The organism is Klebsiella michiganensis (genome assembly GCF_015139575.1).
Lineage (GTDB): Bacteria > Pseudomonadota > Gammaproteobacteria > Enterobacterales > Enterobacteriaceae > Klebsiella > Klebsiella michiganensis.
Genome location: NZ_AP022547.1, coordinates 3,303,305 through 3,325,479, shown reverse-complemented (window position 1 = coordinate 3,325,479; position 22,175 = coordinate 3,303,305). Strand labels below are relative to the sequence as shown.

Genomic DNA, 22,175 nt, shown 5'->3' with positions numbered 1-22,175 from the left:
TTTAACTACGCGCGGACCTCATCAAGCTGACGGTTGATATCGGTTACGTTTTTGTCAGAGATGGGGTAAACCTGCATGATGATCATCGATACGATGGCTAACGCGATAGGGATCCACACCGCGGTCATAATGATCCCGTCGATAGCGCTGGCGCTTTGCTGGGCGCCGGTTTCATTAAAGCCATAGACGGCCAGTAACCACAGGGGAATCGCGCCGCCGATGGTAAAGCCGATTTTGAAAAAGAGGCCCATAATCGCATTAATGATCGCCGCATTTCGCTTGCCGGATTTTAATTCGCCATACGCAATCACTTCAGGAACCAGCGCCCACATAAAGCCGGTCGCGGACGTTAAGCCCCATTGTTTAATGAAGGTGGCGATGTAAGCAAGCCAAAGCGCATCGTGCATGCCCTCGCGTGACCAGACGTAAGTCAGTAGCTCACCGACAATAAACATGGCCAGAAAAATATGGAAGAAGCCTTTTTTACCAAAAATTTTCTTGAGTTTGGGCCAAAAAATAGGGAATGCGATGCCCGGTATGGAGGCGACAAGGCCTACGGCGCCCATCCATTCTGAATGACCGACAACGTACTGATTGAAAAAGCCGTTAACCGTGTTCATGAAAAACATGAACGTGAAGGCCAGCATGAAAAACAGCCCGAGAATAACCAGCGGGCGGTTATGTTTGAGTTCAAGGAACAGATCGGTCGTTTTGACGTTGGCGGTCTGTTCTGCCGTCGCGACAACGCGTTCTTTCGTAAATTTATAGCAGATGAAAAGCGCCACCGCGCCGATGAGCATATACACGGAGTAGACGCCGAACCAGGCGTAGTTGGCTGATGGATCGGTATAGTTTCCCAGATTGAGCTCAATGCCGAAAAAACCGGTGTCCTTAAGGCTGCGATCTTTTGGTGAAGCCATCTGTACAAACATCGGGAACAGGGTATAAACAAGAAGATTGGCGCTATTGGCCAGCATCATTCGGGTACTGGTGAGTTTATCAATCGATTCCGGATCCCGGGTCAGGGATGCATTAAGCGAACCATAAGGAATATTCACTACGGAATAAACTAAATCCAGAGCCAAATAAACGATGAAGGCAAAAGGTACCGAACCTCTGACCCCAGGAATGGGAGCAAAAAGTAAAGCGGAAAGGATCACCAGCGGTACGCCGGCTCTTAACAGCCAGGGGCGGTATTTACCTGCTTTTGACGTTCTTTTGTCAACATACGTGCCGACCATCGGATCCCAAAAGACATTGATGATTCGGACAAAAAGAAATATAAACCCTGCCGTTGCCGTGCTGATGGTATTAACCGTCAGCATGTGAAGAGCCAGAAAGCCGCCTATTGTGCCAAAAACCAGGTTTTGAGCGAAGTCGCCCATACCATAACCAATACGTTCTCCACGCGTTAATTTATGATATTCATCATGGCGGCTTTGCATTATGTTTTTACTCATTCTGAGCAGACTCCGGTGTGTTGTGTGGATGTGTAACAATTTCTGACATAAATGATCTCGAAGAATCTATTACGTTTTTAAATTAATTTATTATGTTTTTTTACTTCTGTGATCATCGAAGCAAAGCCTCCTCCAGACCCTCCATTTCACTTGTTGATTAACGCGTTACAAGCTATACCCCGGTAGATTTAAAACGCCGCAAAACCGGCATTTTGTTTTATTGTTTTTTTTTACTCTGGCCACTCCAGGAAATGTACTCTACAGGGTTGTCCGCGCGCTGAGTAAATGGCGATAATATCTGCGGGTGGGCTCACGTTTGGGTGTTTTCTTAATAGCGAAGCGAAATAACGTAATATATTCTGATTGCCCAGAATGGGATTGTTATTATCCGAATAAAGCTAACCTATATTGAGATAATTATGACAATGATAAAAAACTTCCATTACCGATGGCGGTCGTGGCCACGCTGTGCCCAATTTTCGTATTCGCGCGAGAATTTACTCAAGAACAGATCGACGCCGTGCTGATAAAAAAGTGGATGTTATTACCAACCCGCAGACCACCGCGGCCACGCCGGATATGGCGATCCCCTTCGGTCTGAAGGCCCGCTACGGCGCGCAGTTCCAGACCGGCGATCGGCCGTTTAGGCAATGAAGGCAATGGCGGCGAATTCCAGATAACCAAAGCCTTCAACAGCTGTAAAGGAGCTATCTGGGATATCAACGTCATGTTTGCCCACCGGAGCGATGAAGTTAACCTGAAAAAAGCCTACGTCGGCGTCACCAACGTGCTGGAGTCTAACCCCAATGCCAAATCGGAGCCGGCCGTGACTTCCATCAGCGTCCGCAACAGGGGATCAACAACGACTTCCGGATGGGGTGAGGCATGGTTCTAGAAGCCGATGGATCCAACAACGAAGAGGCTGGCGTGCGCCAGCCTCTTCGCGCGTTCAGCTATCTCAATGCACCGTCAGGCGCAGGGCCAGGTCCTGCGGGTAGGGATCAAAGTAGTTCTGCGCCTGCAGATAGCGATCCGGGTATTCGGCCAGATAGTGCTTAAGCAGCGTTAACGGCGCAAGGATAGGCAGCAGCCCGGAGCGATAGTTAAGGATCACCTCCCGCAGCTCGCCGCGCTGGCGGCTGTTTAGCTGGTTACGAAAGTAGCCCTGAATATGCATCAGCACGTTGGTGTGGTTTTTACGCGAGGCGGGCTGTTTCAGGATCGTCATCAGTTTTTCGCGGTAGATCGCAAAGAAAGCCTCCAGATCCTGCCATTCGTGGAGCGAGGCAACGAACGGGCCAATCTCGCGGTATCCCGCCTGATGGTGGGCCAGCAGCTGCAGTTTATAGCGGCTATGGAAATCCAGCAGCGCGCGGCGCGTCAGGCCATTTTTGTGCAGACAGTTAAGCTCGTGCAGGGCGAAGACCCGTTCGACAAAATTCTCACGCAGCACCGGATCGTGCAGGCGGCCATCTTCTTCCACCGGCAGCCACGGATATTTCTCCATCAGCGCGGCGGTAAACAACCCTGTGCCTTCTTTTCGCCCGCGATTGCCCTTTTCATCGTACAGCCGCACGCGCTCCATGCCGCAGCTGGGCGATTTGGCGCAGACGATAAATCCCGATAGTTCGCCCAGGGTCGAGAGGTGGGCGCTGGCGAAATCGGCCATCTTCTCCGTCACGTCGTCGTGCGGTGCATGCGTGAAGCGCATGCGGATTTCCCCTTCGGTCGTTTGCACCAGCCGCAGCGCCGGGCGCGGGACGGGGAGGCCGATAGCCATCTCCGGGCAGACGGGTTTAAACGCCACCCACTGCGCCAGCTCGTCCATCACAAAGCCCATGCGCTTATGCCCGCCGTCGAATCGTACGGCAGAACCGGTCAAACATCCGCTGATCCCAATGACAGGTTGTGTGTTCATGGCGTAGTCCTCTTTTATTGTGCGGTTCGGGTGAAGAAAAGGGTCACGGTGGCGACGGTAATGCCGAATTTCTTCATCTCGGTTTTGTTGAACAGGTGCGCGTCGTCCTGCAGGAACATCCAGTCGTCGAAGTGCAGTAGCCAGGTGCTACCGCTGGCCGTCACGTTCATGCTGTAGCGCCAGTGAAAAGCGTTGCCCGCCGCCTGGCCGGTCGCCACGCCGGCAATGTCGCCCGCGGTGCCTTCATAACGGTGGTCGCCGGTGCGGCGAATGCGCCATACCCGCTGCTGCTTTTCGCCATCATCGTAGATAAAGCGTTCGTGGAGCGTCAGCGTGTCGCCAACAACGTCGCCGTCAATGGCGACATGGAAGCGGCGCAGCTGTTTGCCGTTGCGATCCTGAACCATCCCCCAGGCTTCCGTTTTGCCCTGAAAGTAGTGGAAAATGTCCAGCGCCGGCTGCTGCTGCCGGTAGTCGGCCACTTCGGCGCTGCAGCCCGCCAGCGCCAGCATCAGCAGCGCGAGGCCAAGGGTCAGAATGCGTTTCATGATGTTCGCTCCGCGGTAAGCTGCACAACGCTGATGGTGCGGGCGTTAAACCCGGCTTCGCAGTAGCCGAAGTAGTAGAGCCACATGCGGCGGAAGCGATCGTCAAAGCCGAGTTTCTCAATATCCTGCCAGGCGTGGATAAATCGCTGCCGCCAGTGGGCCAGGGTGCGGGCGTAGTCCGGCCCCATATCGAACAGATCGCGCACCACAAAATCGGTGTGCCGCGTCATCAGCTCGTTCATCGCCGTAATGCTGGGCAAAAATCCGCCGGGGAAGATGTAGCGCTGAATAAAATCCACGTTTTTGCTGTAGCCGCGATAGCGCTGATCCTGGATGGTAATTGCCTGGATCGCCATTCTGCCGCCCGGGCGCAGTCGCGCCTGGCAGGTGCGAAAGAAAGCCGGCAGATAGCGTTGCCCCACGGCTTCAATCATCTCCACCGACAGCAGCTTGTCGTACTGGCCGGTCAGATCGCGGTAATCGCAGAGCAGTACCTCGACGCGATCCTGCAGCCCGGCGCGGGCAATTCGCGCGTTGGTCCACTGGAACTGTTCCTGCGACAGGGTGGTGGTGGTGACCCGGCAGCCGTAGTGGCGGGCGGCGTATTCGGCCATCGCCCCCCAGCCGGTACCAATCTCCAGGAGATGATCGCCGGGCGTAAGCGCCAGACGCTCGCACAGGCGCGCCATTTTGGCCCGCTGGGCCTGGGTGAGATCCTGGCCGTCGTCGGTAAACAGCGCGCTGGAGTAAAGCAGCTCGTCGTCAAGGAAGTGGGCGTAAAAGTCGTTGCCCAGATCGTAATGGGCGGCGATATTCGCCTTCGCCTGCGCGCGCGAGTTGCGGCGCGTCCAGTGTCGCAGCCGCTCGACGGGCTTGCCCAGCAGCCGGAAGCCGCGCTCCAGCCGCCCCAGTACCTGGCCGTTACGCGCCAGGATCTGCAGCAGCGGCGTCAACTGCTGGCTCTCCCATTCGCCGTCCATCCAGGCCTCCGCGGCGGCGAGGCTGCCGCCGGTCAGTAAACGCCGGTAGACGCCCGAAGAGAGCACGTGCACCTCGGCGCGCAGCGCGGCGGCGGGGTCGCCAAAATGAAAGGTCTGCGCCCCTTCGCGTACGGTGAGCGCCCCTTCGCGAATGCCGCTCAACAGACGAAAGAGCAACCAGCGCGCGATACGCACGTTGCGCGGGATATCGGGGTCAAGCGCAAAGACAGGATCGGTCATGAACGTTCACTCCTGCTGACAGGGTGGTTGTACAGCGGCACGCGCTTGAGCCATAGCCGCAGCGCCTGCCAGTAGATCGCGAGGACGGTTTTCAGCGTCATCAGCGGAATGCGCAGCAGCAGCCCGCGCAGGCTGGCCCGCGTTAAAGGCGCGCGGCTCAGGGCCAGCGTGGCGTCGAAGACTTTCGCGGCCTGATGGTTCTCGATATGCATGTGCAGCGTTTTACCGGGACTGTTAAAGCGCCAGAGGTAGACCATATCCATCGGGTTAAACGGCGAGACGTGAAAGGCTTTCGCCAGCGGGCGCGCCCGTTGACCGTCTACCGCGTAGTAATGGCGCTCATTCCACGGCGTGTTGCGCACTTCGGCCAGCACCCAGCGCAGGGTACCGGCGCCGTCGTAGCAGTAGTAAAAGTTGACCGGGTTAAAATGAAAGCCCAGGTAGCGCAGTTGGGTCAGCAGCATGACGCGGCCATCCGGGCGCGCGCCGGTCAGGCTTTCCAGCCGGTTCAGAACCTGCGCTTTCAGCGGCGTGCCCAGCGGATAATCCGCATCGTAAAAAGAGGCGGCAGCAAAGCGATTGCGGCGGATACCCGCTTCGCCGAGCCGATCCAGCTCATCCAGATCGAGCCAGGCCATAAAGATGCGATAGCGAAAGTGGTGCGCTTTCGGCTGAAGACGGCGGTGGCGTAATACGCCCTGATAGAGGCAGCTGTTCATGTCAGAGGTTCTCCGCCGCGATGATGCCGTTGACCACATCGAGGGCGCTGCGCACGCCATCTTCATGAAAACCGTTGTACCAGTACGCGCCGCAGAACCAGCTTCGCTGGCGGCCGTTAATCTCCTCGCGCCGCATCTGGGCGGACCAGCTTTGGGGATTAAATAGCGGGTGTTCATAGACCATACGCTTCCAGACGAAGCGCGGGTCCACCGGCGTTGGCGGATTGAGGGTGACGCAGAACAGCGGGGCGTCGGCAGGCAGGCCCTGGAGAATATTCATGTTATAGGTGACGCAGGCGCTGGCCTGATCCTGTTCGCTCAGGCGATAGTTCCAGCTGGCCCAGGCGCGCTTGCGCACCGGCAGCCAGCGGGGATCGCTGTGCAGGACCACCTCGTTTCGCTGCCAGCCGATATCCCCCAGTATTTCGCGTTCGGCGAGCGTCGGGTCCGCCAGCATGGCCAGCGCTTCGGCAGAGTGGCAGGCGAAGATCGCCTGATCGAAGTGCTGCTCCCCCGATGCCAGCTGGAGCGTGACGCCATCCTGATGACGGATCACGTTCTGCACCGGCGCATTGAGGCGCAGGCGCAGGCGATCGCCGGACCGGGCAAGCAGGGCGCGCACGTATTCGCGCGAGCCGCCGGGCACCACGTACCACTGCGGGCGCTGGCGGATATCCAGCAGGCCGTGATTATCAAAGAAGCGCAGGAACAGCGCCAGCGGGAAGCGGCGCATCTCCTGCAGCGACGAAGACCAGATAGCGGCCCCCATCGGCAGGATATAGTGGCGTGCGAAAAAGGGGCTAAAACGGTGCCGCTCAAGGAAGGTCTGCAGCGTGGCGCCCGGGTCGAACGCCCCCGCCAGAGCCTGCTTCGCCAGGCGATTAAAGCGGACGATCTCCGTCAGCAACCCCCAGAAGGCCGGCTTTAGCAGATTGCGCCGTTGGGCGAAAAGCGAGCTCAGGCTGTGGCCGTTATACTCCAGCCCGCTTTGCGGATTGTGGACCGAAAAGCTCATCTGCGTTTTTTGACCGCTCAGCCCAAGCTCGTTAAGCAGGCCCATAAAGCGCGGATAGGTGCGATCGTTATACACGATGAATCCGGTATCGATGGCCCAGGTACCCTGCGGCGTGGCGATATCCACCGTGGCGGTATGTCCCCCCGGCGTGGACGCCGATTCGAACAGGGTCACTTCGTGTTGCCCGGCAAGGCGCCAGGCACAGGTCAGCCCGGCAATGCCGCTGCCAATAATCGCGATTTTCATGAGCGCACCATCCTGCGCAATAGCCTGCGCTGAAGTCCTTCAGGAAGCCCGGCCAGCAGGCGCAGAAGCAGGCAAAAGCCCGTCGGGAAGGCGATACGATCGTGCCCTTTCGCCAGACCGCGGCGAATCGCTTTAACCGCCTGCTCCACGCTCACCTGGCCGGGCATAGAAAAATCGTTTTTACGCGTCAGCGGAGTGTCAACAAACCCCGGCGAAACGACCGTGACGGCGATCCCTCTTGGCTCCCAGTCCAGGCGCAGACTGTTGGCAAACCAGGTCAGCGCCGCTTTCGAGGCGCCATAGGCTTCGGCCCGAGGAAAGGGTAGCCAGTGCGCCATCGAGCTCACCAGCACCACGCGATTCCCGGCTGACAGCTGCGACTGAAGCGCCGCCAGGCAGTTCACCGGCCCGAGAAAGTTAGTGGTGATGACCCTTTCAACCAGCCCGGCATCCACCGTTCCGTGTTCGAGATATTCGCAGGTCCCGGCGCAGAGAATGATCAGATCGGCGCGGCAGTCAGCGAGCGTCTGGCGACAGGCATCCCTGTCCGTCATATCGAAAGAGCGGATGCTGATGTGGGGACTGTGCTGCTGTAGCGCCGACAGACGCGACGGATCGCGGCCGCAGGCGATAACCCGGTGGCCGTCCGCAGCGAAGGACCTGGCGAGCCCGGCGCCAATGCCGGAGCTGGCGCCGGTGATGAGCACCGTCATCATGACCGCACCCTCCGTTTAGCGCCGCGCACCGCCCAGCCCAGCAGGGAAAGGTGTTCGTACAGCATCTCCCCGGCGTCGTAGTAGTCACGCTGGTGAATAATTCGTTCGTCTTCAACGGTGACCACCGAGCAGCCCGCAAGCTGTAGCGCCTTACCCCCGGCAAGTCTCGGATGCGACCAGTGCATGGTCCAGGCGACGGCAAAACGTTGACCTTCGCAGAGCGGGGCATTGAGGGTGAAACGGCAATGATCGACGTTGGCCAGCAGGTGCGAAAGATAACCCTGGATCGCGGACAGCCCCTGGTGTTGGCCAAAAGGATCGATCAGCACCGCATTCGTGTGGTACAGCGCGGCCAGCGCCGAAGGCGGCTGGGTATCCAGCGTGGCGTAGTACGTACTAAAACGGCTAATGACGGATGGCGAGGGACTCATAGGTCACTTCCTGAGTAAACAATATGGCATAGTTAAAACTTACACAATTAATATTATTTGTCCAAGTTTTGACTAAAATATTTTTTATTTTCATTGATTATCAGTTGGTTAATAACATGTCTTTGAAGCATGATTTTGTGGGTGTTGGAGAGAAAAGAAGAGTCAGCGGGCTTGTGCGGAAAAAGAAGAGGGGCAATTCTGAGGGACCTGCTCGTTGCGCCACGGAGCGGTGGCGCACGCAATTACAGCGCGACAATCTCCAGAGAGACAACCTGCTGCCAGCGTTCAACCTGTTTCTGGCGGGCTGGAGAGAGTTTACCGGTCGTCACCAGTAGCCATTTGCGATCCGGCAGGATCTCCGGCGCCAGGGTCGCGGGGGGAGAGGGAAGGATGTCGATGCGGTGGCCCTGACCGGTGCGTTTGAGCGCTTCGAGCCAGATTTCGCAGGCGTCCGTCAGGTGCCAGCCGGTGATCAGATAGTTATCGCCGGGCGCCTTTTTGTCCCCTTCGAGGCAAAAAGAGGTGTAGGCGATAATGATGCCGTCAAGGATTTCGCGCAGCGTCATGATGGCCGGTACGTTGGCGGAAACCTGGCTACGCAGCGGGCGCAGCACTTCGGTGACCAGCTCGGGGCGGGGGGATTCACGACCGGCGTCGTAAATCAGCTGGCGCAGGGATTCGATTTTCCCCTCTTTAAGCCGCTGGAGCATGTTCTCCTGCAAGGTGATCCAGTTATTCGTCCGCCGTGCGCCAGGGCGCGCCAGCAGGGGCTTTACCTGGCTGACAGGTACCCCTTTTTTTACCCAGTCGAGGATTTTAAGCGCCTGCTGGATATCGTCATCGTTATACAGGCGATGGCCGCCATCGGTACGCTGTGGTTTAAGCAGGCCGTAGCGACGCTGCCAGGCGCGGAGCGTCGTTGCGTTTATGCCGCAAAGCTGCGCAAATTCTCCGATGGAGTAGGTCATAAGGTACACCTGATAATCAACAATACTCTCAATAATATACTACGAATAGCGGCGGGTTGAGTGCATTCCACGCGTTTGCAAACCGTAGCCTCGCCGGAACTTAGTGAAAAGAAAAAGGAGAGAACAAATAAATCGCCACCATCCCTGAGAGGCTGACGATCGTGCTGATGATGAATCGGGTTCTGAACGGCTGCTTTTGCGTTTTGTGGCGGAACAGCTGTTGGCCGGCTATCGCGCCAGCCCAGCCGCCCAGCACCCCGAACGCCAGCAATGTGGCTTCCGGTACTCTGCGCCAGGCCCTGCGCGCCGCCATTTTATCCACGCCGTAGATCGCCAGGGTCAGCGCGTTGACCAGCAGGAGCCAGGTAGCAAAGGGCCAGGCGGTAAAAATGCTGCCGACCGCTGCGAAAATCAGAAGCAAATAACAACATCGATTGAGATTTATCATATGAGCCGCGGTTATTTTTAGCGTGTATCGAAGCCGCATTATACGCATTACCCGCGGCGAGAAAAATCCGCTACCCGCATCGGATGGCGCCAGCTTATTGCGTCATTTGCCGGCTGGTGTACAACGTCATCCCGACCGCGGCAAGAAGCAGTATGCCGCTTAAGCCAAACGCGCTTTGCCACCCCAGGCGGTCAAATACCAAACCGCCCGTCGTCGAACCCAGCGCGATCGACAGCTGAATAACGGCAACCATCAGACCGCCTCCCGCTTCGGCGTCGTCGGGCAGCGTCCGCGCGATCCATGTCCACCAGCCGGTTGGCGCCGCGGTCGCCAGCATCCCCCACAGGCTTAACAGCACGGCAACGGTCCAGGCGTGGTGTCCTACCAGAAGCAACGTGCCGGCGATGAGGGCCATCAATAAAGGGATGGTCATTAAGGTCTGATAAAACCGGGCGTTGAGGAGTGTTGAAACGCCCAGGGTGCCGATAAAACCCGCGACGCCGATAGCGAGTAAAATCAGGGACAGACCAGAGGCGCTGACGCCGGTCACCGCTTCCAGAAACGGCCGCACGTAGGTAAATAAGGCAAACTGCCCCATAAAGAAGAGTCCGCAGGCCAGCAGACCGATCGCGACGATGGAATGTCTGAGCAGGCGAAGCACGGAGCCGCGCGGCCGGCTCGCTTTATCGCTTTCCATCGCAGGCAGGCTGAAGCACTGCCAGATGAACGCGACTATCGCCAGCGGTACGAGGCAAAAAAAGGCGCCGCGCCAGCCGACGGTGGCCCCCAGATAGCTGCCAAGCGGCGCGGCCACGACGGTCGCCAGCGCGTTGCCGCCGTTGAAAATCGCCAGCGCGCGGGGAACCTGGTGCGCGGGGACCAGCCTGATGGCGGTGGCCGCCGACATCGACCAGAATCCCCCGATAACGATGCCAATCAGGGCTCTTCCCGCCATATAGATCGCATAGCTGTGGGCCAGCGCGACAATCATTCCCGAGACCGCCATCAGAACCGTCAGCCCCAGCAGAAGGTGTTTACGATTCAGACTTCCGGCAAGGTTAGAGATAGTCAGGCTGGTCAGCACCGCCAGGGCGCCGGAAATCGCAATGCCCTGGCCTGCCAGCCCCTCGGTGATGTTTAGCTCTCCGGCGATCGGCGTCAGCAGGCTGACCGGCAGAAATTCGGAAGCGATGAGGACAAAAACGCACAGCGTCATGGCAAAGACGCCGCCCCAATGGGCGTGCGGTTGAGGGTGTGGTGTACGACGACTCAGTGTGGACATGATAGGGGTATCTCTTTATTTTTCCGGCCAGATTCGGGTGCGGCTGGAGCGGACGCTATTCATTGAATAACGACTAAAGCGTGGGTAAACGTCATGCGCGGGCGAGGGCAAGCCGCCCGCGACGATCGGGCGGCTTTCGGCCGTTATCTCAGGTTGGTTTTGAAAAACTGTTCAAATCTGGCAAACGGGATTTTACCGGCCGCATTGTCATAGAGATCGACATGGTTCGCGCCGGGGACGATCACCAGCTCTTTCTCTTTGCTGCCGATGGCCTTAAAGGCGTCTTCGGCAAAATAGCGTGAGTGGGCTTTTTCTCCGGTCACGATCAGCGTCGGGATAGTGACTTCACTGGCATAGCTCAGCAGCGGCATATTCATAAACGACAGCGGCATGGTTGCATTCCACGCGCCGGTTGAGTTCACGGAGCGGGCGTGGAAACCGCGCGGCATCCGGTAATAGTCAAAAAACTCTTTCAAAACCGGGTTCGGGTTGGCCGGCAAGGTTTCCGGCAGAATACGATCGCCTGCGCTGACGTGACCTTTCTGATCGACATAAATATCATGCCCGCCCGGCGCGAATGTGCCGCTTTCCGCATCCTTCCAGCGCTGCGCGTTCAGATACTGCAAGACGGCGCGGCGATCGGCGGTAGTATAGCGGTCTTTACCGTCGCCAACGCCGTGGCCCATCGCGCGGCTCATGTCGTACATGACGCTGGTGGCCACCGCTTTCACCCGGGTATCCATCGCGGCGTCGTTCAGCGCCATGCCGCCCCAGCCGCAGATGCCGAGCAGGCCAATTCGGTTGCGGTCCACCTCGTTTTGCAATCCTAAGAAATCCACCGCCGCGCTGAAATCCTCGGTGTTGATATCCGGAGAGGCGACGTTACGCGGATGGCCGCCGCTTTCCCCCGTATAAGAAGGATCGAAGGCGAGGGTGACAAAACCCTGTTCCGCCAGGGTCTGCGCATACAGACCGCTGGACTGCTCTTTCACCGCGCCGAAGGGGCCGCTGACGGCAATCGCCGCCAGCTTGCGCTCGCCGCGATCTTTCGGAATGTAGAGATCGCCGACCAGGGTTATCCCATAGCGGTTCTGGAAGGTCACCTTACGGTGAGTGACTTTCGCGCTTTCCGCGAAGGTTTTGTCCCATTTTTCGACCAGCGAAACGGGCGCGTTTGGATTGGTTGTCCCGGCATAGCTCATGGTGGTGACTCCACTTAGTGACGCGCATAGCAGCATGGCAGGCATGGCGGCCGTCAGTTTTCTGGTAAACGCTTTCATTAATCATTCCCCTAAAACAGGTTCCAGATACAGGTTTCATACGGACAACGCTGCTGTGCTTTGTTGCAATGCGCTGATTATAGTTAGCAGTCAGAGTGCTGATTAGCGGGTGAAAAGTGCTAAGATTCATATCATATTGTTATAAATTACGGCGCAGGCGCGGGAGGAATCATGGCAAAACGGGAAAACTATAACGATCTGTACCTGTTTATGCTGGTGGTGCGGGAGGGCAGTTTTACCGCCGCGGCGCAGCGGCTTGGGTTGGCGCAATCCGGCGTCAGCCGTGCGGTACGTGAACTTGAAGAAAGGCTGGGGGTACAGCTTCTGGTGCGTACCACCCGTAAACTCTCGCTCACCCAGGCCGGCGAGCAGCTCTATCGAACCGTTGAATCCGGCTTTGATGCGTTAGATTCGGGGCTTTCCACTCTGGCGTATTATCGCAACACCCCCACCGGTACCGTCCGCATCAATGCCAGCCAGCACGCCATTGATAAAGTGCTTCTGCCAAAGCTTTCGGTGTTCAAACAACGCTATCCCGATATCCGGCTGGAACTCATCAGTGAAAGCCGGTTTGTCGATATTATCGCGGAGCGATTTGATGCCGGGGTGCGTCTGGGGCCGGAAGTCGGCGGCGGTATGGTCGCGGTGCGCATTTCACCCGATATGGAGATGGTCGTTGTCGGCACGCCCGAGCATTTTCGCCGCTACGGTTTTCCGCAAACGCCGGCGGACCTGGTGGTTCATCCCTGTATCGCGTACCAGTTTGGCGACGGGACTATTTATGCCTGGGAACTCAATCAGGACGGTAAAAAAATCACCCACCGGCCGCAGGGACAGTGGGCCTTTGCCGACAGCTATATGGAAGCGAAGGCCGCCCGGCTGGGGTTGGGGCTGGCCTATGTCCCGCAGGAACTGGTTGCCGATGACTTAGAGCGAGGCGCGCTTATCAGAGTCCTGCAGCGTTACAGCCAGCGGCTGGAAGGCTCTTTTCTCTATTATCCCCATCGTAATGTGTCGCCCGCGCTGCGGGCGGTGATAGACACGCTGAGAATCTGAGCAAGCAGGACCCAGAGTGGGGCGCGGATCGTTGACTGGGTTTAAGGCAGTAACCGCAAGCATTTATCAATCATTGTGGTTTTTCACGGGGATGAGTGCCTTAATCCCGTTTTTCCAATAAGCTTTCTAACCACTCGGTAAACACCCGCACTTTGCGTGAAAGATGGCGGTGCGGATACAGAAGTGACAATTTGCGATCGGGGGTAGGGTTGTCAGGTAAGACTTCCACTAACAGGCCGCGATCGAGATAAGGCTGTAAAAAAACGTTCATTCCCTGGACTAATCCCAGCCCTGCCAGGCCTGCCGATAAATAGGTTTCAGAGTTATCGATGACCAGCTTGCCGGGAAGCGTCATTTCAACTATTCCTTCTGGCGTAGAAAACGTCCACGGCATAATTTGTCGGCTGCTGCTGTTAATCCAGTTGATGGCCTGATGCTGCTGTAGATCCTCCAGCGTTTGCGGCACACCGTGGCTGGCAATATAGGACGGGCTAGCGCAGGTCGTCATTTTAATATTGCCTAACTTACGGGCGATATAGTCCCCGTCGTCCAGTTCCCCCACCCGCAGTAAGCAATCAAGACCATCGCGCAGCATATCCCGGCGGAGGTCTGAGCTACTGAGGATGATTTCGACGTCAGGGTGCTGGCGATAAAAATCAGGCAGATGGGGGACGACCAATAACGTCGCAAAAGCGACGGGCATATCCACGTGAAGCTGGCCGTGTAATATGCTATCGCTCCCAAACGACTCCAGCAGCGCATCTGCCTGGGCCAGTAAAGGTTTACTCTGCCGATAAAACGCTTCGCCGTCAGGCGTCAGGTTGATGCGCCGCGTTGTTCGCTGCATCAAACGTGTGCCGCAGTGCTGCTCAAGCAGCTGCAATGCCTTAGTGACGGCAGGACGATGAATCTGCAGGTTCTCCGCTGCCTGAGTAAAGCTACCGGACTCGACAATTTCAATAAAAATGCGAATCGATTCAAAGAGGTTTATTTGCATAGCGGGCTTCTTTTGCCGGGATCGGGATATCACATTGTTACTGATTTTATAATAGTGATGCACTTTTTTGGCTATTTTTCTAAATAATATAACGTCCTACACTCCTTCCATCATGAAACTGAACCGCTCCATAGCGCTATTGTGAAGGATATTACTCCATGAAAAATAACCGAATCTGCCAGATCCTGAATATAGAAAAACCTGTTATTCAGGGGCCGTTATCGTGGTTGACCGATGCCCGTTTAGTCGCCGCTGTCAGCAATGCCGGCGGGCTTGGTGTGCTGGGGCCGAATGCCGGTTTAACCGCTGAGACCGCGGTGTCCACGCCGGAAGAAACCGCCGAAAAAATGCGTGAAGAGATCCGCAAAACCAAACGGCTGACCGAAAAACCTTTCGGCGTGAACCTGATCCCCGCGGCTGAAAACGATATCTGGACCCCGCCTATTTTGCAGGTGATAAAAGAAGAGGGCGTCAGGGCCGTGGTGTATACCGGCTACGGTGAAGGGGCGCTCATACCGGCGCTGTTCAACGAATTAAAAGAGGCGGGCATTGCTATCATCTATCGCGATATTAACCCGACGCCTGAAAATACCCGCCTTGCTGAAGAAGCGGGTGCCGATATCATCGTCGCGACCGGCTTTGATGAGGGAGGAACATTGCCGGGGACCGCGCTGGGAACCTTTTCTATCGTGCCGCTGATCGCCGATGCGGTGAAGCGTGTTCCGGTGATGGCCGCGGGCGGTATTACCGACAAGCGCACCGCCAGAGCGGCGCACGCGCTCGGCGCTGAAGGGATATTTGCCGGTTCGGTTTTTATCGCGACGGAAGAAAGCAGAGTGCCGCGGTCGGTCAAAAATAAAATTATTGCCGCCAGTGGCCTGGATTTACTGCTTTTCCGCACGCTGCCCCATTACTATCGCTCTCTGCCGGGCAGACTGGCCGAAAAACTGGTGGCGATGGATAAAGCCGGCGCCAGCAACGAGGCGCTCGGTGAAGCAATGGGGGGATTACGCGGCCTGCGCGTCGGCATGCTGGAAGGCAATGCCGATGAGGGCTATATCGCGCTCGGCACGGGTATCGGCAGCATCCGCAGCGTCAAAAGCGTAGCGGAAGTGGTCGACGCGTTAACCGTGAGTTAGCGCTCCCCAAGAGACGCAGGCCGTTCAGCTAAATCATCCGCTTGTTAGCGTGTCTGACTGAGAATAATACGGTCGAATATACGGTCGCCCAGCCAGACGCGCAGACAGATAAGCATTTTTGCAAACTTACCTGCGGCATAGCGCGTACGTGGGTTCTTACTGTTAATGGCGCTTGAAACGACATCCGCGATAACCTTCGGATCGCTGCCTGTCCCGTGCCCGTAAGTTTTTTTGATCGACGCGGCCACCATTTTCACCAGTTGGCCATAGGGGCCACTGTGTGAACGTTTGACGATGCTTTCGCTGGCAGCATCACCGAAGCCTGTCTCTATCACCCCCGGCTCGACGATCGTGACCTTAATCCCAAATCCGGCGACCTCCAGGCGCAGGCAGTCTGACCATCCTTCGAGCGCGTGTTTTGTGGCGTGGTACCAGGCACCAAGGATGCTGTACATCTTCCCTCCCATCGAGGAGATGTTGACAATATGCCCGCTACGTCTGGCCCGCATTGCAGGGAGCAGTAGCTGCGTCAGCCGTGCGGCACCAAAGAGGTTAACCTCAAATTGATAGCGTGCTTCATCAATACCGATCTCTTCTACGGGTCCATACAGGCCAAAGCCTGCATTATTGATCAGGACATCCACTCCCCCGGTTTGCGACAGAATGGCGTTTACACAGGAGACAATCTCCTCATCCCTGGCTATATCCATCCGTAACGGCTGTGCGCCAAGTTCGGCCAGATCGGCCATTTTATCGATGCTACGGGCGGCAACATATACCTGGTAACCATCCTGAATCAGGCGACGGGCAATAGCTTTGCCCATCCCTGACGATGCGCCGGTGACCAGCGCGGTTTTCTTTTCCGGAGCGAACATAAGGACCTCGTTTCATGGACTGGCTACAGTTTGCCTGCAGACAGACTCTTTTCATCTGGCCTTATGCGCCAGTACGCTTGCTAACGGCGCCATTCGCTTCAGATCAGAAAGGAAGCCGCCTTCTGTGGAAACGACAGGAGGTAACGCGATTCTTATGGCAAGTCGGTGCTTAACAACCGCGTCATCTCGTTTGTTTAACCTGAGGAGTTCTTTCCATTAAGACGCATGCTCCCTCTGACGGTTTCCGGCGTCTGTCCGGTCCAGGCCATAAATGCGCGATAGAAGGAGTTTGGATCTTCAAAGCCAAGCAGGAATGCAATCTCATAGCCGGAGAGATGGGTATGACTCAGATAGTGCCGCGCCAGGTTCTCCCGGCAAATATTGACCAATGTACGAAAATTTCCTCCCTCACTTTCAAGTCTGCGCTGAAGCGTACGTTTGCTCATACCGAGGCGCTCCGCCGTTTTCTCAATAGTGGCTTCGTTACCGGGAAGAAGCTCAAGAAGTACCGCCTGTACGCGTTCAGTTGTTGAGGCCGTTTCATCTAACGTGCTGAGACGGCGGCGCAGCTCTGGTTCAAATATTTGCCACATTCCTTCGTTCACCGTTAAAAACGGGCGGAGAGCATCAGCGGCGGAAAAGCTGATGGCCGGTTTTTCTCCATACGCTACGGCGGTACCGAAAAAGCGGGTAAGGTGGCCGTCCTGTATTCTGGCGGGAAGCTGAGGGAGCGTGACTTTCACTGCTGTGACCGGTTCGCGAGTGGCAAGTTTTAGCAGCCGCAGTAAGAAAGCAAGTTCTGCTATCTGCAGGGACGGAGGAATGTTTGTCGCTGACAGCCAGCGCGGTGAAACGGTAAGGATGCCGCTGTGTTCTACAACTATTTCCAGAACCATTGGGGCAATGAGTTGCTTATATCTGGCCAGTCGCTGAACTGCCTGCATCATGTTGGTGCTGCATAGTGCGGCGAAAAGCGGGGGATCAAAGATTTCAGCAGAGACTCTTTCTACCAGTGGTAAGGGAAAAGCAGGATCGTTTGTTTCTACCTCAAGGGCGCGCCAGAAACGAATATACTCCTCGATATTAAGGCCGCGCTCTGTCCTCGAAAACGTGTCGTCGGGCAATCCTGCTTTGCGTAGTAGATGTTGAGGCTCTAAACCCGCATCTTTTAGCAGCGCTTTCCAGCCGATATTGAGAGAGAAAGTACGGTTATGTGCCATTGTCAGGTTTCCGCAGGATGAGTGTTGTCAGGGAGCGAATCTTTTCCCGGAGAAGAGCATAACGTTTCAATCCTGGCGGTAACATTCATAAAGCGCCACAATTGTGGCAAATCACGCCAAATGAGAGGCGGCTGTACACCTTCCCGGGGTCATCGGGTCATCCTTGGGCGGCCTCTCCAGCCTGGGCCCTGGATTCATTCGCGTTACCAGCTCGCCAGCTGGCGAACATCGTGGCGTGAAAATAAAGCTTGCTATCAATCGCCATCTGTGTGATCAATAGCAAGTTGATTTACTACACAGATGCGGTAATAAACGGTTTAGCGAAGCAGTTCTCATCTCAAGCGTTATCCACAGATAATCCTTCTTTAGACTCTCCTTATCGTGATTAATTAAGCTCTGTGACGCGAATAATGTTAAAGTTTTTTGAACCTGCGACAACGATGACGGTCTAAACCCGAGTAGACAGGCTCAGAAGCTGGCGCAAACGGTGATAGTGAAGGAAAGTCCTTGTATCTCCCGTTTAGCGTGAAAAGTGCATAAGAGATAGCGTTATCCCAAAGCACACGATTATTTTATTGAAATCTACCGAACATTACGTGCCCTCGGGCAAACTAAGAAATTAACAACATTAAAAAATCGCTGGTGCAGTAATAGAGTTCAGTCTGAAGTGCGCTTCAGATGTTTCTATAAGAAGTAATGACAATGATGTCATTGTTATTCTCAACCATTCAGAGCAGCGTTTTTACGCTGTGACAGAAAAGCCGGGAAGGCGTTTTCTGTGAAATATGGCTAAATGTCCCTGCGGTAGAGAATGTTGTAGCAAAAAGAGGCTAACATCATGATTGACCACATTCATTTCAGATGCCCATGCTGTCATGGGTCACAGTACAGAACATCCACCTACGATGTTTCTGAAAAAAATCCGTTTGGCGCGAAATGCATTTTTTGTAAATCCGCAATGATTACATTTGATAACATCGCACCGCATATTTCCAGAAACTCGGCATCGCTGGCGTTACGGAAGTAAGAAAAGGCCCCGAAAAGGGCCTTTGATATCTGCAAATATCCTAAATAATTCGAGTTGCTTAAAGGCGGCCAGGGCGTGAGCTTCAAGAAGCATAGATAACGCCTTATCCCGGCGGCCCGTAAGGGCGAGGCTCATGGATGAACCGAGTAACAAAGCCAACACATAAGCCGCTTGAAGTATGACGGGTATAGTAAGCATTATTACCATTTTGATCGGGCTGCCTGCGGGCAGCTTTTTAGTTTGTTTAAATTTAAATCACGCCGTACTTTTCTTCTCTTTGCCGATGTGCGTCAATGCGCAGCTACGCAATTCTTACGGAAATCTTGTTGCGTTCTATAATTCTTAAACCAGAACTAATCAGGTATTTCTATGCATATCCTACCGCCCGTCCGTCCGGAAGAGAGTATCCAGCGCTTAACGGCGCTCCTGACGCCAATTGCTGAAAAAATGGTCGTTGTGCCGCGGAAACGCATGACCTGGACGCATAAAAATCAACCGCAGTTGTTCCTTTTCCTTGACGGCGAGCTCTCCATACTCCGGGCCTCGGACGGTCTGTTGATTGTCACGGTTTACCACCCACACCTGTTTGGTATTGCCGAGATGATCCAGCCGGTACGCGGCCATCAGCTGCGTGCGGAAACCGAATCGACAATACTGCGCGTTGATGCGCAAAAAGCGATGGAAACCTTTCGCCAGCACGGCGTTTGGGAAGACGTCGCCTCACTGTTGTCGTACCACACGGCTTATCTTTTCTATCGCGACGCGCTCGTCGTACAGCAGCGAACCTACGCCGTTATCCGCAATCATTTGCAGGAAATGGGCCAGCTACCCGAAGAGACCCGGATGCGGGTCTCTATCCTGGATTATATCCAGGAACGTACGCACTTATCTCGCAGCAGTGTATTAAACGTGTTGTCGGCGTTAAAAAGTGGTAATTATATTGCTTTTAAACGGGGAGGGTATTTGACGGGGGTGAATAAATTACCCGAGCGTTTTTAGCGCTGGCAGTTTGTCCAAAATTAAATAATAAAACGATTATCAGCGCGACGCTAATATTCTATTGTAGACCCACTTAACTTTTGACGATGACATTTATTCGACAACGGGTCGACAATGGGATGATTATGAAGAAGACGCTTATTACGTTAATTATTGCTCATACTTTTACGGCGACTGCCGCTTTTGCTGCTGCGGAGACTGGAACCTGGTACGCGGGGTCTAAATTTGGCTGGTCGCACTACGGCGACTCCAGCACCGATCGGCAAGTCGATGTTGACCGTGATAACGTCGGCGGCGGTGTGTTTACCGGCTATCAGATTAACCCCTGGCTGGCGGTTGAAGGTGGATATGACTATTTAGGGAATATGGGCATCAATGGTCGCCATGGCGCAGCCGGTTCGCAAATGAAAAGTCAGGGGCTACAGCTTTCGTTGAAGGCCAGCTACAGCCTGACCAGCGACTGGGATCTGTACGGCCGGGCCGGCCTGATGGGCTACCGTGCGGAATCCGATGTGAATGGAAAAAATCGATTTGATACGGGCGTGCGTCCGGTGCTGGCTTTCGGTACCGAATATGCCTTTAATGACAGATGGTCGGGGCGCCTGGAGTACCAGTGGGTCAACAATGTGGGTAACGAAAACCAAATTGGCGTGAGCAGCGATGTGAGCTCCGTGATGGCCGGCATTAGCTACCGCTTTGGGCAATAAACGCATCGTACGGGAAGAGTCTCCTTTGAATAAAAGGGGCTCTTTATCTGCTAATGGTATACCTATGGTCATAATTACAGTATATAACTGGTAGCCACAGGACCCGATAAAGTGTGATCGTGATCAACATTGATAATCGCCAATGCCTTTAAATATGATACAGGGAAAATAAATGTAATATATTAATGGTGATTTTATGGCAATTAAGGATTTTTTTAAACAGACCACACCTGGACGCCGTCGTTATGGCGTAGCGTTATTTGTCGGGGTAGTGGCAGGGATTATGTCGGCATTTGTTAAATGGGGCGCTGAAGTTCCTTTACCGCCGCGTACTTTCTCCGGTGGCAGAGATGAATTTAACCCACCTTATCTTTTCTTACGCGACTATCTGGGCATTGACCCGACGCATACGGTTTATACTTTTTCCGAACACATCATCAATCCGGTGATGGTTACGCATATTATATTCTCATTGGTATTTGCCGTTGGCTATTGTGTCGTCGCGGAGGTCTTTCCGAAAGTTAAATTATGGCAGGGGGTATGGGCCGGGATTGTCGCAACTATCGCCGTACACTGGATTTCCTTTCCGTTACTGGGCCTGACCCCCTCTTTATTGAATATTCCTGCCGATGAATATATTTCGGAACTGGTGGGGCATATTTTTTGGTTCTGGGCCATTGAGATGATTCGTCGCGATCTTCGCAACCGCATCACCCACGAACCGGACGCTGAAGTGCCTCTTGACGCGCCGTTCAGATAATTAATCCCCACAGAGCCCGCGATCTCGCGGGTTGTGTGGGGCGGGACGTAGAGATCAGGACAGAGATGAAGGCATTGTATTCAGCGCGAAGTTGAGGATCTTCTCGCCATCAAATGAGGCATAGGGCAAGCTTTCAATCACGGCAATTTCTTGTGGTAAATGCAGTGCGCTAATAAATTGTTCAACCTTATACTGGATATGCGGTGCAACCAGTACGCCATCATAGGCAGGCGCGACGCTAAAGAAATTTTCAACCCCAACGGCGCTGATTAATAAATCTAATTGCCGATCGTCAGCAATTTTTTGCATTTTGCGGGCAATAATCCCTGCCGTTTCGCCAAACAGACAGCATATTAATAGTTTTTTCACGATTTAACCCTCGGTGAGATAGCGAAGCTACACTATTCCTCCTTTACTCACGAAAATGCGCGATGTATCAATATTTGAGGTTAATTTCTGCGGATATTTTTATTATGACGGAGAGCATCACAGATGCGAAAAACGTATGCCTCTGTGATGCTGTGAATGGCAGGGATGACTCTCAGGCTACCTTTTTTTACGTGAAATCAGGAAGCGATCGCCGGCTCGCGTGAGCTTCGTTCCATTTGTACAGTACTCGATAGCAAAATTAAAAAACTCATCAGAGTCGAGCTCGAAATCCAGTTCGAGTTTAATGGCGTCGCCGGACTGCAGAAGCTGCTTTGCCTGTTCCAGATTGCTGGCTTTTACTGTTCCCATCTCTTCACCTCGTTTTAGCGCTGGTGGCGTCCGGGGGCTATCCTACAGGCTTTGTTTTACGATCGCGTGACACGGCTTATTATTTGCGCTTTCTGCCGTTCGCCAGCCGTTGCCATCGCTATGGATAAGCCGATAGCGATGGTCCGGGGTTCAATCTCAGTCGACGTTATTGAAGTAGTCCCGCGCCGCCGCCTCAACGTTCTTTGCCTCAATGCCCGTTTTCTCGGTGATTGAGGCAATAAACGGTTTGAACTTCTCCGTCATCACATGACCTCCGTCCCAATGAGCGACATAAAAACGGCACTGATAACGATAAAAGTGGAGAGTTTTGTCTCCTAACGTGTAATACATATGAATCTCCGGTTCAGTATGTCGGGTGGACAACAACAAGCGATGAGCAAAGCAC

The 22,175-nt window shown here is 54.7% G+C and carries 24 protein-coding genes and 1 pseudogene; 7 read left to right on the top strand and 18 right to left on the bottom strand.

Annotation, left to right across the window (positions count from 1 at the left end; translation table 11 throughout):
• Positions 1–5: 5 nt before the first annotated feature.
• Positions 6–1,445, bottom strand: coding sequence for an MFS transporter (locus tag JLG71_RS15640; RefSeq protein WP_162557343.1), 1,440 nt, complete (start codon positions 1,443–1,445; stop codon positions 6–8).
• 463 nt (positions 1,446–1,908) lie between these two features.
• On the opposite strand from JLG71_RS15640, the pseudogene JLG71_RS15635 reads away from it, so the two are divergent.
• Positions 1,909–2,336 (top strand): annotated as a pseudogene (locus JLG71_RS15635) (carbohydrate porin); the annotation flags it as partial.
• A gap of 82 nt (positions 2,337–2,418) precedes the next feature.
• Here the strand turns inward: JLG71_RS15635 and JLG71_RS15630 are convergent.
• The 11 genes from JLG71_RS15630 to JLG71_RS15580 form a co-directional block, all read right to left on the bottom strand.
• On the bottom strand, positions 2,419–3,378 hold the full coding sequence (locus JLG71_RS15630; protein WP_014229093.1) for a YbgA family protein: 960 nt from the start codon (positions 3,376–3,378) through the stop codon (positions 2,419–2,421).
• Positions 3,379–3,392: 14 nt separating this feature from the next.
• Positions 3,393–3,926, bottom strand: a complete 534-nt coding sequence (locus JLG71_RS15625) for a DUF3833 domain-containing protein (protein WP_025107997.1) — start codon at positions 3,924–3,926, stop codon at positions 3,393–3,395.
• Positions 3,923–5,146 carry an SAM-dependent methyltransferase gene (locus tag JLG71_RS15620; protein ID WP_185219399.1) on the bottom strand — a complete coding sequence of 408 codons (1,224 nt, stop codon included), beginning with the start codon at positions 5,144–5,146 and terminating at the stop codon, positions 3,923–3,925. Before JLG71_RS15620 ends, JLG71_RS15625 begins: the two co-directional genes overlap by 4 nt.
• Positions 5,143–5,865 carry a DUF1365 domain-containing protein gene (locus JLG71_RS15615; RefSeq protein ID WP_014229096.1) on the bottom strand — a complete coding sequence of 241 codons (723 nt, stop codon included), beginning with the start codon at positions 5,863–5,865 and terminating at the stop codon, positions 5,143–5,145. Before JLG71_RS15615 ends, JLG71_RS15620 begins: the two co-directional genes overlap by 4 nt.
• Position 5,866: 1 nt before the next feature.
• Entirely contained in the window at positions 5,867–7,126 is a 1,260-nt protein-coding gene (locus JLG71_RS15610) for an NAD(P)/FAD-dependent oxidoreductase (RefSeq protein WP_200913604.1), read from the bottom strand.
• Positions 7,123–7,842, bottom strand: coding sequence for an SDR family NAD(P)-dependent oxidoreductase (locus JLG71_RS15605; RefSeq protein WP_200913598.1), 720 nt, complete (start codon positions 7,840–7,842; stop codon positions 7,123–7,125). The genes JLG71_RS15610 and JLG71_RS15605 overlap by 4 nt, the downstream gene beginning before the upstream one ends.
• Positions 7,839–8,273: a nuclear transport factor 2 family protein gene (locus JLG71_RS15600; RefSeq protein ID WP_200913596.1), complete on the bottom strand. Its 435-nt coding sequence runs from the start codon at positions 8,271–8,273 to the stop codon at positions 7,839–7,841. Before JLG71_RS15600 ends, JLG71_RS15605 begins: the two co-directional genes overlap by 4 nt.
• A gap of 242 nt (positions 8,274–8,515) precedes the next feature.
• The gene (locus JLG71_RS15595; RefSeq protein WP_195377787.1) at positions 8,516–9,241 is read right to left on the bottom strand and encodes a MerR family transcriptional regulator; all 726 of its coding nucleotides are present in this window, start codon (positions 9,239–9,241) and stop codon (positions 8,516–8,518) included.
• Between the two features lie 100 nt (positions 9,242–9,341).
• On the bottom strand, positions 9,342–9,686 hold the full coding sequence (locus tag JLG71_RS15590) for a DUF1294 domain-containing protein (protein WP_025107991.1): 345 nt from the start codon (positions 9,684–9,686) through the stop codon (positions 9,342–9,344).
• 97 nt (positions 9,687–9,783) lie between these two features.
• Positions 9,784–10,971, bottom strand: coding sequence for an MFS transporter (locus JLG71_RS15585; protein ID WP_162557675.1), 1,188 nt, complete (start codon positions 10,969–10,971; stop codon positions 9,784–9,786).
• A gap of 143 nt (positions 10,972–11,114) precedes the next feature.
• Positions 11,115–12,251: an alpha/beta hydrolase gene (locus tag JLG71_RS15580; protein ID WP_014229103.1), complete on the bottom strand. Its 1,137-nt coding sequence runs from the start codon at positions 12,249–12,251 to the stop codon at positions 11,115–11,117.
• Between the two features lie 171 nt (positions 12,252–12,422).
• Here JLG71_RS15580 and JLG71_RS15575 point away from each other — a divergent pair, with 171 nt between their 5' ends.
• Positions 12,423–13,307, top strand: a complete 885-nt coding sequence (locus JLG71_RS15575) for a LysR family transcriptional regulator (RefSeq protein WP_014838299.1) — start codon at positions 12,423–12,425, stop codon at positions 13,305–13,307.
• Between the two features lie 100 nt (positions 13,308–13,407).
• On the opposite strand, the gene JLG71_RS15570 is transcribed toward JLG71_RS15575, so the two are convergent.
• Positions 13,408–14,304, bottom strand: a complete 897-nt coding sequence (locus JLG71_RS15570; RefSeq protein WP_200913594.1) for a LysR family transcriptional regulator — start codon at positions 14,302–14,304, stop codon at positions 13,408–13,410.
• A 158-nt stretch (positions 14,305–14,462) separates the two neighbouring features.
• On the opposite strand from JLG71_RS15570, the gene JLG71_RS15565 reads away from it, so the two are divergent.
• On the top strand, positions 14,463–15,443 hold the full coding sequence (locus tag JLG71_RS15565) for an NAD(P)H-dependent flavin oxidoreductase (RefSeq protein WP_014229106.1): 981 nt from the start codon (positions 14,463–14,465) through the stop codon (positions 15,441–15,443).
• A gap of 44 nt (positions 15,444–15,487) precedes the next feature.
• Here JLG71_RS15565 and JLG71_RS15560 read toward each other — a convergent pair whose 3' ends face one another.
• Positions 15,488–16,318, bottom strand: coding sequence for an oxidoreductase (locus tag JLG71_RS15560; protein WP_048263679.1), 831 nt, complete (start codon positions 16,316–16,318; stop codon positions 15,488–15,490).
• A 194-nt stretch (positions 16,319–16,512) separates the two neighbouring features.
• Positions 16,513–17,538 (bottom strand): AraC family transcriptional regulator, encoded by a 1,026-nt coding sequence (locus JLG71_RS15555; protein WP_025107986.1) that lies wholly within the window; start codon positions 17,536–17,538, stop codon positions 16,513–16,515.
• Positions 17,539–18,376: 838 nt separating this feature from the next.
• Here JLG71_RS15555 and ymcF point away from each other — a divergent pair.
• From ymcF to JLG71_RS15535, 4 genes are all read left to right on the top strand, one after another.
• Positions 18,377–18,565 (top strand): cold shock small protein YmcF, encoded by a 189-nt coding sequence (ymcF, locus tag JLG71_RS15550; RefSeq protein ID WP_071532263.1) that lies wholly within the window; start codon positions 18,377–18,379, stop codon positions 18,563–18,565.
• Between the two features lie 369 nt (positions 18,566–18,934).
• Positions 18,935–19,564, top strand: a complete 630-nt coding sequence (locus tag JLG71_RS15545) for a winged helix-turn-helix transcriptional regulator (protein ID WP_154918961.1) — start codon at positions 18,935–18,937, stop codon at positions 19,562–19,564.
• 125 nt (positions 19,565–19,689) lie between these two features.
• Positions 19,690–20,271, top strand: coding sequence for an outer membrane beta-barrel protein (locus JLG71_RS15540; protein ID WP_032720811.1), 582 nt, complete (start codon positions 19,690–19,692; stop codon positions 20,269–20,271).
• Positions 20,272–20,467: 196 nt separating this feature from the next.
• Complete coding sequence (locus tag JLG71_RS15535) at positions 20,468–21,031, top strand: YagU family protein (protein ID WP_014229112.1); 564 nt, start codon at positions 20,468–20,470, stop codon at positions 21,029–21,031.
• A gap of 54 nt (positions 21,032–21,085) precedes the next feature.
• Here JLG71_RS15535 and JLG71_RS15530 read toward each other — a convergent pair whose 3' ends face one another.
• From JLG71_RS15530 to JLG71_RS15520, 3 genes are all read right to left on the bottom strand, one after another.
• Entirely contained in the window at positions 21,086–21,400 is a 315-nt protein-coding gene (locus JLG71_RS15530) for a PTS sugar transporter subunit IIB (RefSeq protein ID WP_004850294.1), read from the bottom strand.
• A 177-nt stretch (positions 21,401–21,577) separates the two neighbouring features.
• Positions 21,578–21,769: a hypothetical protein gene (locus JLG71_RS15525; RefSeq protein WP_004850297.1), complete on the bottom strand. Its 192-nt coding sequence runs from the start codon at positions 21,767–21,769 to the stop codon at positions 21,578–21,580.
• Positions 21,770–21,925: 156 nt separating this feature from the next.
• A complete protein-coding gene (locus JLG71_RS15520; protein WP_014229113.1) occupies positions 21,926–22,120 on the bottom strand; it encodes a hypothetical protein in 195 nt (64 codons plus the stop codon).
• Between the last annotated feature and the right edge of the window lie 55 nt (positions 22,121–22,175).